This is a genomic window from Enterobacter sp. RHBSTW-00901 (assembly GCF_014103115.1).
Lineage (GTDB): Bacteria > Pseudomonadota > Gammaproteobacteria > Enterobacterales > Enterobacteriaceae > Enterobacter > Enterobacter cloacae_P.
The window spans coordinates 195,532-209,227 of record NZ_JABXPB010000001.1 but is presented as its reverse complement, the minus strand read 5'-3'; the positions used below and the strand labels follow the sequence as shown (position 1 = coordinate 209,227).

General features: G+C 53.1%; 10 protein-coding genes, 1 other RNA gene and 2 pseudogenes. 4 read left to right on the top strand and 9 right to left on the bottom strand.

Going from position 1 to position 13,696, the window contains the following annotated elements; genetic code table 11:
- The first annotated feature begins 298 nt into the window (after nt 1–298).
- Together ydiK and rprA are read left to right on the top strand one after the other, a co-directional pair.
- Nucleotides 299–1,414 (top strand): AI-2E family transporter YdiK, encoded by a 1,116-nt coding sequence (gene ydiK, locus HV318_RS01160; protein WP_182271169.1) that lies wholly within the window; start codon nt 299–301, stop codon nt 1,412–1,414.
- Nucleotides 1,415–1,621: 207 nt separating this feature from the next.
- Nucleotides 1,622–1,729, top strand: an RNA gene (gene rprA, locus HV318_RS01155) — antisense sRNA RprA.
- A gap of 608 nt (nt 1,730–2,337) precedes the next feature.
- Here the strand turns inward: rprA and ppsA are convergent.
- Nucleotides 2,338–4,716 carry a phosphoenolpyruvate synthase gene (gene ppsA / locus HV318_RS01150; RefSeq protein ID WP_182271168.1) on the bottom strand — a complete coding sequence of 793 codons (2,379 nt, stop codon included), beginning with the start codon at nt 4,714–4,716 and terminating at the stop codon, nt 2,338–2,340.
- Between the two features lie 335 nt (nt 4,717–5,051).
- Here ppsA and ppsR point away from each other — a divergent pair, with 335 nt between their 5' ends.
- Together ppsR and aroH are read left to right on the top strand one after the other, a co-directional pair.
- Complete coding sequence (gene ppsR / locus HV318_RS01145) at nt 5,052–5,885, top strand: phosphoenolpyruvate synthetase regulatory kinase/phosphorylase PpsR (RefSeq protein WP_182271167.1); 834 nt, start codon at nt 5,052–5,054, stop codon at nt 5,883–5,885.
- Between the two features lie 152 nt (nt 5,886–6,037).
- Complete coding sequence (aroH, locus tag HV318_RS01140; RefSeq protein WP_182271166.1) at nt 6,038–7,084, top strand: 3-deoxy-7-phosphoheptulonate synthase AroH; 1,047 nt, start codon at nt 6,038–6,040, stop codon at nt 7,082–7,084.
- A gap of 79 nt (nt 7,085–7,163) precedes the next feature.
- Here aroH and selO read toward each other — a convergent pair whose 3' ends face one another.
- The 8 genes and pseudogenes from selO to btuC all read right to left on the bottom strand — a co-directional run bounded on the left by selO (nt 7,164) and on the right by btuC (nt 13,689).
- Entirely contained in the window at nt 7,164–8,606 is a 1,443-nt protein-coding gene (selO, locus tag HV318_RS01135; protein ID WP_182271165.1) for a protein adenylyltransferase SelO, read from the bottom strand.
- Between the two features lie 61 nt (nt 8,607–8,667).
- Nucleotides 8,668–9,087: pseudogene (locus HV318_RS01130) on the bottom strand (EAL domain-containing protein); the annotation flags it as partial.
- Between the two features lie 27 nt (nt 9,088–9,114).
- Complete coding sequence (locus HV318_RS01125) at nt 9,115–10,146, bottom strand: IS630-like element ISEc33 family transposase (RefSeq protein ID WP_001395480.1); 1,032 nt, start codon at nt 10,144–10,146, stop codon at nt 9,115–9,117.
- Between the two features lie 102 nt (nt 10,147–10,248).
- Nucleotides 10,249–10,536: pseudogene (locus HV318_RS01120) on the bottom strand (EAL domain-containing protein); the annotation flags it as partial.
- A gap of 293 nt (nt 10,537–10,829) precedes the next feature.
- The gene (locus tag HV318_RS01115; protein ID WP_182271164.1) at nt 10,830–11,294 is read right to left on the bottom strand and encodes an NlpC/P60 family protein; all 465 of its coding nucleotides are present in this window, start codon (nt 11,292–11,294) and stop codon (nt 10,830–10,832) included.
- Between the two features lie 74 nt (nt 11,295–11,368).
- Entirely contained in the window at nt 11,369–12,124 is a 756-nt protein-coding gene (gene btuD / locus HV318_RS01110; RefSeq protein ID WP_182271163.1) for a vitamin B12 ABC transporter ATP-binding protein BtuD, read from the bottom strand.
- On the bottom strand, nt 12,124–12,675 hold the full coding sequence (locus tag HV318_RS01105; RefSeq protein WP_182271162.1) for a glutathione peroxidase: 552 nt from the start codon (nt 12,673–12,675) through the stop codon (nt 12,124–12,126). Before HV318_RS01105 ends, btuD begins: the two co-directional genes overlap by 1 nt.
- 33 nt (nt 12,676–12,708) lie before the next feature.
- On the bottom strand, nt 12,709–13,689 hold the full coding sequence (gene btuC / locus HV318_RS01100; RefSeq protein WP_182271161.1) for a vitamin B12 ABC transporter permease BtuC: 981 nt from the start codon (nt 13,687–13,689) through the stop codon (nt 12,709–12,711).
- Nucleotides 13,690–13,696: the final 7 nt, after the last annotated feature.

Genomic DNA, 13,696 nt, shown 5'->3' with positions numbered 1-13,696 from the left:
TGGATCCCCGTCATACTTCAAGCAGCAGATGCGTTGGCTGCGTCTACTCACCCTGGCCACATAGTTATCCATGCGCCCAGGGATTCGTTCACTTGCCGCCTTCCTGCAGCCCGAATTATTCAGGAGATAATCGTTTGCGTTGTGTCCCAACTTTTTATCACATTTTTTTCTTATACGCTCAGCAGAATTACAGGCAAAATCCGCCTGTCAAGAATCGCTGAAATCACTAATGATTAGAGAGACGCGGTTTTACGTTTCCGCCGGCCTGTCTGGCGTTCATTTAAGGAAAGTTTCACTTATGGTCAATCTTCGTCAGCCCAGGGATGTTGCGCAAATTTTACTGTCGGTGCTGTTCTTAGCCATCATGATTATTGCGTGTCTGTGGATTGTTCAACCTTTCGTGCTCGGCTTTGCCTGGGCCGCGACCGTGGTCGTCGCGACCTGGCCTTTACTCTTGCGTTTGCAGAAACTGCTCTTTGGACGGCGTGGTCTGGCGGTGCTGGTCATGACCCTGCTGCTGTTCCTGCTGTTTATTATTCCGATTGCGCTGCTGGTGAATAGCCTTGTTGACTCCAGTGGCCCGGTTATTCGCGCCATCTCCAGCGGCGATCTGACGCTGCCGGATCTCGCCTGGCTCAACAGTATTCCCGTCGTGGGCGCAAAACTCTACAGCGGCTGGCACAGCCTGCTGGAGATGGGCGGCAGTGCGCTGATGGCGAAAGTGCGACCGTATATTGGCACCACCACTACCTGGTTTGTTGGTCAGGCCGCGCATATCGGCCGGTTTATGATGCACTGTACCCTGATGCTGGTCTTCAGCGCCCTGCTGTACTGGCGCGGTGAACAAGTGGCTCTGGGGATCCGTCATTTTGCCACCCGACTGGCGGGTAAACGCGGCGATGCGGCCGTTCTGCTGGCCGCTCAGGCCGTCCGTGCCGTTGCGCTTGGCGTGGTGGTGACTGCGCTGGTGCAGGCCGTGCTGGGCGGTATCGGACTTGCCATCTCAGGTGTGCCTTACGCAACCATCTTTACCGTCGTGATGCTGATGACCTGCCTTGCGCAACTGGGACCATTGCTGGTGCTGGTACCCTGCATTATCTGGCTCTACTGGACAGGTGATACCACCTGGGGCACCGTCCTGTTGGTCTGGAGCTGCGTGGTCGGGACGATGGATAACGTCATTCGCCCAATCCTCATCCGTATGGGAGCCGATCTGCCGCTGATCCTGATCCTGTCAGGCGTTATTGGTGGATTGATTGCATTTGGGATGATCGGTCTGTTTATTGGCCCGGTACTTCTGGCAGTGACATGGCGTCTCTTCTCCGCCTGGGTGCATGAAGTACCACCGCCGGGAACTGACCCGGACGTGATCCTGAGCGAACTGGAAGAGCTGGAAGACCAGAACAAACAGTAACGGTATGGCCGGGTAGCGCTACGTTTACCCGGCCTGAATTGCTCCCCGCAATACTTAACCATTGTTAAACTATTTATTCTCTGCGCACTGGTCTGACCCGCAAAACCAGCTGTAACTCTGTCATCCACTTCAAAAAATCTTTACGACTCTTTAACTATTGAGACGAATCTGATCGACGCAAAAAAACGCAATGCCTACTATTAGCTCACGGTTATAGATCAACACCTTGATTTATAAGCATGGAAATCCCCTGAGTGAAACAACGAATTGCTGTGTGTAGTCTTTGCCCATCTCCCACGATGGGCTTTTTTTTGCTTATAAAAACAACAAACCCAATGGCGAGCGTATTTAATCGTCTGGTAGAGTCCATAGTTATATTCTGAATTTGCGATTTCATCTGGAGGCTCAGCCTTTACTTTCAGACTTATTGGATATAGTCGGGTAATAGCAGAGTATGCAAAGCAATATTTTTAGTTAAGGAAAACGCCATGAAATGTAAAAATATTTTTTCAACTCTGATATTAACCTCCTGCGGGATGATTAACAGGATGGCAGTTGAAAGTGAGATCGAAAAATCAAATCTGGAACGGGTTCGTGGGGACTATTGCGCATGAGCAATGCGCAGCGTTATTCAAATGCCTGTTCCAGAACCAAACCGGAAGTGCGGCAAGGCACACAACAAACCTGTGTCAACGTTCCCGTACTGGAACGCGACAAAAATAACCAGGTTGTAAAAACTGGCGCAACCGAATCTCGCTGCGCTAACGGAACTTACACCTATACTGTTGATACCACGGAAAGATTCGGGGGATGACAAGTTCTATGCCAAAGCGCGTTTCGCCAGAGATGTATCTGATGAATTAATCAACATTATTGTGCCTTAATCATATGGGCTTCCTGTTACCAGGAAGCCCATCATATTTTTACTTGTTCAGCTCAGCCAGGCTCAACCAGGTTTGCACCACGGTGTCCGGGTTCAGGGACAGACTATCAATCCCCTCTTCCATCAGCCAGGCGGCAAAGTCTTCATGGTCGGAAGGCCCCTGACCACAAATCCCGACATATTTGCCCTGTTTCTTCGCCGCACGGATGGACATCGACAGCAGCGCTTTGACCGCCTCGTTACGTTCATCGAACAGCTCAGAGACGACGCCAGAATCGCGATCCAGACCCAGCGTTAGCTGTGTCATATCGTTGGAGCCGATGGAGAAGCCGTCGAAGTGCTCCAGGAACTGCTCAGCCAGCAGGGCGTTGGACGGGATCTCACACATCATGATGATCTTCAGCCCATTTTCGCCGCGCTTCAGACCCTGGCGCGCCAGTTCGTCAACCACGGCTTTCGCCTGATCCACGGTACGCACGAACGGGATCATAATCTCAACGTTGGTCAGCCCCATGTCGTTGCGCACGCGTTTCACCGCGTCGCACTCCAGCGCAAAACAGTCGCGGAAGCTGTCGGAGACATAACGTCCGGCACCGCGGAAGCCCAGCATCGGGTTCTCTTCTTCCGGCTCGTAGCGCTCACCGCCCACCAGGTTGGCATATTCGTTAGATTTAAAGTCCGACAGACGCACGATCACGCGTTTCGGATAGAACGCAGCACCCAGCGTCGCGATCCCTTCGGTCAGACGACCAACGTAGAACTCTTTCGGTGAGTCGTAGCCTTTCATCATCTCGCGGATTTCGCTTTGCAGCTTCGCATCCTGGTCGTCAAACTCCAGCAGTGCGCGCGGGTGTACCCCGATCATACGGTTGATGATAAATTCCAGACGCGCCAGCCCTACGCCTTCGTTCGGCAAGCAGGCGAAGTCAAACGCTCTGTCCGGGTTACCGACGTTCATCATGATCTTCAGCGGCAGATCCGGCATGGTATCCACGCTGGAGCTTTTCACGCTGAAGTCCAGGATATCGGCATAGACGTAGCCGGTATCACCTTCGGCACAGGAGACGGTCACTTTTTCGTCGTCCTTCATGCGTTCGGTTGCATCACCACAGCCAACAACGGCCGGAATACCTAATTCACGGGCGATGATTGCGGCGTGGCAGGTACGGCCGCCACGGTTAGTGACGATTGCCGCAGCTTTCTTCATGATCGGTTCCCAGTCCGGGTCGGTCATGTCGGTTACCAGCACGTCGCCCGGCTGAATGCGGTTCATCTCGCTGATGTCGTGGATCACTTTGACCGGGCCCGCACCGATGCGGTGACCGATAGCACGGCCTTCAGCCACAATTCTGCCCTGCGCGTGCAGCGTATAACGCTCCATCACCTGACCGCGCGAGCGGACGGTTTCCGGGCGTGCCTGCACGATAAACAGTTTGCCGGTGTTACCGTCTTTCGCCCATTCGATATCCATCGGACGGCCGTAATGTTTTTCGATCTGTACCGCCTGTTTCGCCAGCTCCTGCACTTCGGCATCGGTCAACGAGAAGCGGTCACACTGCTCCTGCGGCACATCTTCAATTTTAACCTGCTTGCCATGCTCCTGCGTCGGGGCATAGATCATGCGGATTTTTTTCGAGCCCATCGTACGGCGAACCACCGCCGGACGGTTTGCCGCAAGCGTCGGTTTGTGAACATAGAATTCGTCAGGGTTAACCGCCCCTTGCACAACCATCTCACCCAGACCCCACGCGGAAGTGATAAATACCACCTGGTCGAAACCGGATTCGGTATCAATGGAGAACATCACGCCGGAAGACCCTACGTCGGAACGCACCATGCGCTGCACACCTGCGGACAACGCAACGCCGCGGTGGTCGTAGCCCTGATGCACACGATAGGAGATAGCGCGGTCATTAAACAGGGAAGCAAACACATGCTTCACCGCTACCAGTACGGCATCATAACCCTGAACGTTCAGGAAGGTTTCCTGCTGTCCGGCGAACGAAGCATCCGGCATGTCTTCTGCGGTGGCAGAAGAACGTACGGCAAACGACGCCTGCGCATCATCAGCGGAGAGCTGGTTGTACGCATCGTGAATGGCTTTTTCCAGTTCCGGCTGGAAAGGTGTGTCGATAATCCACTGGCGGATTTGCGCCCCGGCTTTCGCAAGCTCGGTGACGTCATCAATATCCGTTTTATCCAGCAGGTTGTAAATGCGCTGGTTTACGCCACTCTGGTCTAAAAACAGGTTAAACGCATCGGCAGTTGTGGCAAACCCGTTCGGTACGGAGACACCCATACCCGACAGATTTGTAATCATTTCACCCAGGGAGGCATTTTTGCCCCCAACTCTGTCTACATCATTCATGCCGAGTTGGTTATACCAAAGCACCAGCGGTGACGAGCCATTGTTGGACATCGAAACAATCCTTTTGTGATATTTGATCGGAGTAAGAAACACCTGACTACGTATTTATACTGGCATATTTATTCCCGCTAAAAAAACGGTGAATCGTGTAAGCAATTTAAATTTTCAACTTTTCGGACACTTTCCCACCTGTCACTAACCCGATGATTCCTATATATTCGGGAAAAAACCATAGAAATAAAGCTACTACTGGAAAAATGAAATCCACTTTTCAGGAAAATTAAAAACACCATTTCATTTATAATTAGGATAAGTTCTTTGCTGTGTATTTTACTTTTTTAATTTATGCTTTCAGACAATTACGTACGCTATTCAGGGTGAATAAAATGGATAATGCTGTCGATCGCCATGTTTTTTATATTTCCGATGGTACGGCGATCACCGCCGAGGTGCTGGGGCACGCGGTGATGTCGCAATTCCCCGTTACGATTAACAGCATCACGCTGCCGTTTGTGGAAAATGAGAGCCGCGCCAGGGCGGTGAAAGACCAGATTGACGCTATTTATCAGCAAACCGGTATCCGACCACTGGTTTTCTATTCCATCGTTATTCCAGAAATTCGCACCATTATTCTGCAAAGTGAAGGCTTCTGTCAGGACATTGTGCAGGCTCTGGTCGCCCCGTTGCAGAACGAAATGAAGCTCGACCCGACCCCCATCGCTCACCGTACTCACGGGCTGAACCCCGGTAACCTGACCAAGTACGATGCGCGCATCGCCGCCATTGATTACACGCTGGCGCACGACGACGGTATCTCTCTGCGTAATCTGGATCAGGCTCAGGTGATCCTGCTGGGTGTGTCACGCTGCGGAAAAACGCCGACCAGCCTCTACCTGGCCATGCAGTTTGGTATTCGCGCGGCAAACTACCCCTTTATTGCCGATGACATGGATAACCTGATCCTGCCTGCCGCGCTTAAGCCGTTGCAGCACAAGCTGTTTGGCCTGACCATCAACCCTGAACGCCTGGCGGCTATTCGGGAAGAGCGGCGCGAAAACAGCCGTTACGCCTCATTGCGCCAGTGTCGAATGGAAGTCTCTGAGGTTGAAGCGCTGTACCGGAAAAACCAGATCCCCTGGCTCAACAGCACCAACTACTCGGTAGAAGAAATTGCGACCAAAATGCTCGACATCATGGGGCTGAATCGCCGGATGTACTAACAAGCTAGTACATCAATACAAATTCAGGTATCATGGTGCTCACCATCGGGGCGGAACCGCCCCGAACTTGAAATCAGCAGGGATTGGTTTAAGGTGATGCCCATCACTTCCCGGTAGTCTGCCGATGAAGCAAAAAATTTCTGAGATATCCCATGAATAAAACTGACGAACTCCGCACTGCGCGCATTGATAGCCTGGTGACACCGTCTGAACTGGCACAGCGGCACCCCCTTTCCGCAGGCGTTGCGGAACATGTAACGGCATCCCGCCGACGCATTGAAAAAATCCTCAATGGTGAAGACAAACGTCTTCTGGTGGTTATTGGGCCTTGCTCCATCCATGACCTGGATGCCGCAATGGATTATGCAAAACGCCTTCAGGGTCTGCGTGATAAACACCAGCAGCGTCTGGAGATTGTGATGCGCACCTACTTTGAAAAGCCGCGTACCGTCGTGGGCTGGAAAGGGTTAATCTCCGATCCTGATCTCAATGGCAGCTATCGCGTCAATCACGGCATTGAGCTGGCGCGTAAGTTGCTGTTGCAGGTGAATGAGCTGGGTGTACCGACTGCGACTGAATTCCTCGATATGGTGACCGGGCAATTTATCGCCGACCTGATAAGCTGGGGTGCCATTGGCGCACGCACCACGGAAAGCCAGATCCACCGTGAGATGGCCTCCGCCCTCTCCTGCCCGGTTGGCTTTAAAAATGGTACCGATGGCAACACCCGTATTGCCGTCGATGCGATCCGTGCTTCACGTGCCAGCCATATGTTCCTCTCCCCGGATAAAAACGGCCAGATGACCATTTACCAGACCAGCGGCAACCCGTACGGGCATATCATTATGCGTGGCGGTAAAAAACCGAACTATCACGCACAGGATATCGCCGCAGCCTGCGAAACGCTGGCCGAATTTGACCTGCCGGAACACCTGGTTGTGGATTTCAGCCACGGTAACTGCCAGAAACAGCATCGCCGCCAGCTGGATGTTTGCGATGAGGTCTGCCAGCAGATCCGCAGCGGCTCCAGCGCCATCGCCGGTATTATGGCCGAAAGTTTCATCAAAGAAGGCACACAGAAAATTGTTGCCGGGCAGCCGATGGTGTACGGTCAGTCTATTACCGACCCATGCCTGAGCTGGGAAGATACCGAACTGCTGCTGGAGAAACTGGCTTCGGCGGTTGATAGCCGCTTCTGAACAACGACCAGTTATTGCCATCCAGAAGAGAGAACCTGACGCGACTGCGCGTCAGGTTTTTTTACGCCCAATACTGACGTTAACTCGAACAGCTCACTTCCAGCCGTTTGCCCCACTCCGGCGGGCGGTTCGCATAGTCGTCGCACCTGTCGGCAAATGGCGTACGCAATGCAATATGCAGACGGTGCAGCTTTTCAACATCCCCCTGCTCTGCCTGGGCGATCGCGCGCTGTGCCAGCCAGTTGCGCAACACTATCGCAGGGTTTGACGCCTTCATACTGGCCTGCCGGGTGGCGTCATCAACCTGCTCCTGCTGCAAGCGGGCGCGGTAAGTGGCGAACCAGTCATCAAATGCCTGCCTGTCGATAAACTCATCGCGCAGCTGTGACGCAGTGCTGTGCTGTTCCGTTTCGCTCAGCATGCGGAAAGTACGGGTGTAATCGCTGCCCTCGCGGGCCATGAGAGCGAACAACGCATTCAGAATGTCGTTATCCCCCTTCTCTTGCGTCATTAACCCCAGTTTGCTCCGCATCAGTTGGCCATATTCACGCAGCAATATCTCCTGATAGCTGTCGAGCGCATCATTCAGGCCGTCAACGTCGATAAATGGCGACAGGCTTTGCGCAAGGCGCTGGAGATTCCATAACCCCACGGCAGGCTGGTTGTCAAAACTGTAGCGCCCCTGATAGTCCGAGTGGTTGCAGATATAACCCGGCTGATAGTCATCCAGGAAACCAAACGGACCATAATCGAAGGTCAGCCCCAGAATAGACATGTTATCGGTGTTCATCACGCCGTGCGCAAACCCCACGGTTTGCCAGCGGGCGATCATCGAAGCGGTACGCGCGACAACATCGCGGAACCAGAGCACATATTTATCGGCCTCATCCTGCAGATGTGACCAGTGGCGACGAATAGCATAGTCAGCAAGCTGGCGAACCTTTTCCGGCTCCCGACGATAGTAAAAGTGTTCAAAATGCCCAAAACGCAGGTGGCTTTGCGCAATGCGCATCAGCATTGCGCCTTTTTCCATCGTTTCCCGGGCGACCGGAGTGTCGCTGGTGACAATCGACAACGCACGCGTGGTGGGGATACCCAGCGCATGCATTGCTTCCGACGCCAGGCATTCGCGGATGGTTGAACGCAGTACCGCACGGCCATCACCCATGCGCGAATAAGGTGTCAGGCCTGCGCCTTTCAGATGCCAGTCAACTGTGTCCCCGTTGGGAAGTTGCTGTTCGCCAAGCAGGATACCCCTGCCATCACCCAGTTGCCCCGCCCAGACGCCAAACTGGTGTCCGCTGTAGACCTGAGCAAGTGGCTGCATGCCTGGCAGTAGCGTTTCGCCACCCCAGACGCCTGCACCCTCTGAAGGCTGGAACATACCGGGCGGGATAGCCAGCTCACCTGCCAGCTGGTCGTTGTGCCAGATAAGGCGGGTATTTTGTAATGGTGTTGGTTTGAGTGCGGTATAAAAGCCGGGCAACTCATCATGCCAGTGCGCAGTAAAAGACAGGGTCATAGGTCCTCCTGCTTTTAGTGTAGAGGGTTTACCTGGACTTAAACACGGGCGAAAGCAAGGGTTATCGCTGAACCAGCGTGGTGACCTGCTCCGCAGAGACCGCTGGCCAGAGTGTTCCCTGCATCGCGCCAACGTTAAAGGATAAGATTCGTTGCAATAAGTTGTGATCGTCAACCCCGGACACGATCACCGACTGGCAATGAGGCGTTATTTGCCAGAGGATTGCGCGCATAAAAGGCTCAAAAGAGAGTTCGGGCGCACGCTGCTGGATAAAGCCCTTGTCCAGAATAACCCGCTTAAACAAACCGTCATACACCGCTTTGAGAGAGGCTGCACCTGCACCAAAATTGGCCAGAACCAGTGGAAACCGGATCGCCATTCTCGCCAGGACCAGATCGTCCTTGCCGTTATTTAAGCCTGGATAGTTCTCATTAACCGTAAACTCCAGAAACGGATAACGTTCGAGTAATGAAACGGTATTCTCACTAAATAGCTGCGCCTAATACCGCTACACTTTTGCCTGACCATGTTTTCCTCCGGGGAATGGGCTGGCGGTTTCCATAAAATGGCGGACCTTTTTCAGTAACTGCCACATTGAGCGGCACTGATGATTACGGGTTATCGTGTCATGAAGTGCCTGCCATAGCCGTTCCACATGATTCACCCACGGCGAGTAAACCGGCTGGTAAATTACCCTGAACTTGGGATTTGCTTTCAACCAGCGCTGTGTTTCGCGGCTTTTATGGATAATGTAGTTATCAACGATCAGCGTGATTGTTTTCGCCCGCCGGTAAGTGGCTTTCAGGTGCTTTAGCAGAGCGATAAACAGCGCTGAACTTTTGCTGTTGCCGCCCACGTAGCTGACTTTACCCGTGCCACTGTGCAGTGCGCCGGCCAGATAGTATTTTTCGTTCTGCCCCGGCGTCACTACCCGTTTCTGCTGTCCGCGCAACTGCCAGTCCGCACCGATTTTAGGATTAAGGTGGATATCCACTTCATCTTCATAAAATACCGGATGCTCTGCGCTGCATTCATCCAGCGCTTTGTGGATTACCGCCATCTTTTCATCTTTATGTGGGTCACGGATACGCAGAGTTGGCGCGGCCCTGCGCCATACAAGCCCCGCAGATGGCAACCAGCGGCGAACGGTTCCTGCATGTAACTGGCAACCGGTTATCTCATTGATTTTTATTGCCAGTAATTCGGTGCTCCAGCGTGAACGTTGATAACCAAAATCGCCGGGAGAATGCTTTATCAGCTCACGTAACAGGGTGCAGATATGTTCAAAAGGCCAGCGTCGGGAGCGCCCTGCGGGTAAGGATTTCAGGCCTTCAATACCTGAGTGCGTAAACCAGTTAATCCAGCGACCAACGGATGAACGGGCACAACAGAGAGTTCTGGCAACATCGCTGACCCGTTCACCCCGATGAAGCATTAGCATGGCCGTGAGTCTGCGGGCATGATTTTTATCACGCGTTTTATGAATAGCTTTCTGCATCAGGCGTCGTTCGCCACGGGGTATTGGTACTATGATCGGCATCGCTCAGTCCGGTTGGTGATTTTGGTTGGTTTGGCGATTGATCAGATCGCACAATCCGGGCTGAGTTCCCTTTCAGTGATCTACTATTCCGCGCAGCTATTTAGTTAATAAAAATTCAACAATAGCAGGTGTAATATTGATCCATGCAATTAACTGGTGCTGAATAAAAAACAGTTTGCAGGTATCAAGCAATTGCAGCTTTTCGTGAAACAGCGAGAGCTCTTCTGCAGGGGTCAGACGTGCGATAACCAGTTCAGTCGGGATGCGTACATTTGTACCGACGCCAGTAAAGTTAACCATAATCTCTAAACCTTTCAGCTCACCTGCGCTATTACGGGCAGGCTGGAGCAAAAGTTCAGATTGGTAATCATTATCTAGCGTGATAATCATTGCACTCGCCCCGCACTAAAGATGAGAGAGGACATCCTGGAGCAATTGCCGACACAATTCCACTGTCTTGATTTTAATAAGATTAATTTCATTAGTTCCGTATTATTTTTCAGATTTATCCCTGAATCTAAAATAATCTTATCCTGGTTGCTGAATAATAGCCAGTTTTAGATAAAACAGACACATATGGACATAACTAATTCGTCGTAAATTTAACTTTAATCATCTTATTCCAAAAAATCGGCATAGTATATTCGCTCCCATGCCGCCATAAGTGATTTGTGTGCTTTGCACTAAATACGCCGTGCTTGCCAGAAGTTTTTACGCCAGTAGACATTATCAAGCGAAGAACGCATCACTCCACGGCTGGTCGAGGCGTGAATAAACTGGTTATCCGTATCATAAATGCCGACATGAAGGCCGCTTTCACCCGATCCGGTTTTGAAAAAGACCAGATCACCGGGCAACAAATCATCTTTATCGATTTCCGTACCAATTTCAGCCTGCTTACGTGTTTCGCGCGGAAGCTGTAAGTCAAACTTATCGCGGAATGTCATCAGGACAAAACCGGAACAATCCACACCACCACGGCTCATGCCGCCGTAGCGATAAGGCGTGCCGCGCCAGTTGCTCAGCTGATCGTTCAGGCTGGCAATGACCGTAATTGAATCAGAAAGCCGCGGGTTAGGCGGCGGCGCACGATGGCTACTGCATCCCGCAAGAAATAACGCTGCCACCAGGAGAAACCAGAATCGCATTTTCAGACGAATCCTCTGCTTTTTTTGTTCTTTTCGTAATTTAGCGTGCAATTGTGCTAACAGGCAAGAAACGCTTACTCCTGCGCGGTAGAAATCAGCATCTTATGTCCTTCTATATCCAGCCTGCGGAACGCCATGTTGTAAGCGCGAGCCAGATTAGGCGGCGTCAGGACGGTGTCACGCGTGCCACTGGCGATCATTTTCCCCCGGGCCAGGAGCCATACTCTGTGCGCATGACGCAGCGTATGGTTCAGGTCATGGCTACTCATCACGACCGCAATACCCTGACGGCTCAGCGCGCTTAGAAGGGTATCCAGTGCAGCCTGCTGAGCAACATCCAGACCGCTCATCGGTTCATCCAGAAGGAGCAAACGCCCGTGAGGATTTCCTGCGGGATGGATCTGGAGAATGACAGCCGCCAGACGCACGCGCTGCCATTCTCCACCGGAAAGCTGGCTGGCGTGCCGGGACAGTTTATCTTCTAACCCTAACGCCGCAGCCACTTCCGTGAGCAACGCCGTGTGCTGTTTATCGTGCAGATGCAGCATCAGGTAGTGCCAGACAGGCATCGCAAACGGCGGAACCTGCTGCTGCACCAGGTAGCTACGCCGGTGCGCCAGTGATACCGGTGACCAGTCGGCCAGGGAGTGTTCCAGTAAAGAGATCTCCCCCGGCCCGCTGGTCAGCCCCGCCATACGCGCCAGCAAGGTGCTCTTCCCCGCGCCATTCGGCCCAACAAGATGCAGGATTTCTCCTGCATTGATTGTCGCCGTTACCGGCTCCAGACGCTCCTTCTCGGCAACGTCCGTAAGCTGCATCAACAACGTCATTATTTCGCCAGTGCCCGCTTGATAGACTCAGTGAGCGTCGGGTCTTCAGGTGTCATATCCGGAGAAAAACGCTGAATAACCTGACCGTCCCGACCAATCAGGAATTTTTCGAAATTCCACAGGATATCGTCCGGATAAAGCGGAGCACGCCCTTTGCTCGCCATACGCTCGTAGAAACCGCTCCCTTCTGGCGCAACGGCTGTCGGCGCGGCGGCAACCAGCTTCGCATAGAGTGGGTGGCGGTCTTCACCATTCACATCAATTTTACTGAACAGCGGGAATGTCACGCCGTAGGTGGTGCTGCAAAACGTTTTGATCTCTTCTTCGCTGCCCGGCTCCTGGCCCAGGAACTGGTTGCACGGGAAGCCCAGCACGGTAAAACCGTCTTTCTCCCAGACGTTCTGGATGTTCTCAAGTTGTTCATACTGCGGAGTCAGACCACATTTAGACGCCACATTCACCAGCAGCAAAACCTTGCCCTTATACCCTTCCAGCGTGGTCTTCTCGCCGTCAATGGTGGTCACTTCGGTATTCAGAATATCGTACTGCATAGCATCCCCTCAGGTTGTCTTACGTGTAGTGATTTAACGTCCGGCTTTTAATAGTAGCCAGATAAATACCGGCGCGCCCAGCGTGGCTGTCACTACACCGATGGGCAGCTCAGCGGCTTTCAGCGCGAGCCGGGCGATGATATCCGCAATCAACAGCGTTGCCGCCCCGGCAACGGCCGAGGCAGGAAGTAAGGTTCGATGGTCGGTGATACCACACAGACGCAGCATGTGCGGAATCACCAGCCCGATAAAGCCAATCGCCCCTGCCAGCGCCACGCTAACGCCTGCCATCCAGCCAATGGCAATCACCAGCACATTACGCCAGAGTGCAATTGGCATGCCGAGCTGACGAGCCGACGTTTCGCCCAGCGCAAGAATATTCAGCGGATGCGCCTGGAAACCCGCCCACAGAATGACCGGGATCAGTAGCATCATTAGCCAGCCTTGTCGCCAGTCGACGCCACCAAAACCGCCCATCATCCAGTACATCAACTGACGCAAATCGAACGAGGTAGAAAAATAGACCGCCCAGGTCATCAACGCACTGCAGATGATCCCCAGCGCCACCCCGGCAAGCAGCAACCGGCTGGTCGATAAATGCCGTCTGGCAAAGCGCAGCAAAATGATGGTTATCAGCAACGCGCCGAGGATGGCACTCAGACTGATTGCCCAGGCTGACAGTTCGCCGCTCCCCAGCATGACGGCCGCAATCAGCCCGACCCCCGCGCCATTCGAGACGCCAAGCAGCCCAGGTTCCGCAAGAGGGTTTTCAAAAAGCGCCTGCATAATTGTACCGCACAGCGCCAGCGAGGCTCCCACCAGGATCACCGCCAGCGTACGCGGCAGGCGAATTTGCCAGACGAAAAGCTGCCCGTCAGGGCCAAACCAGCTTTCCGGCCCCAGCCATCTGTCGCCTGCGCATAAGCTGACACCAGCGGCGGCAATGAGCAGCAGCACGAGGACAAGCAGGCGGCGTCGGTCGGAGCAGTGCTGGCGATGGGCAAAATCAAACATGGATGCA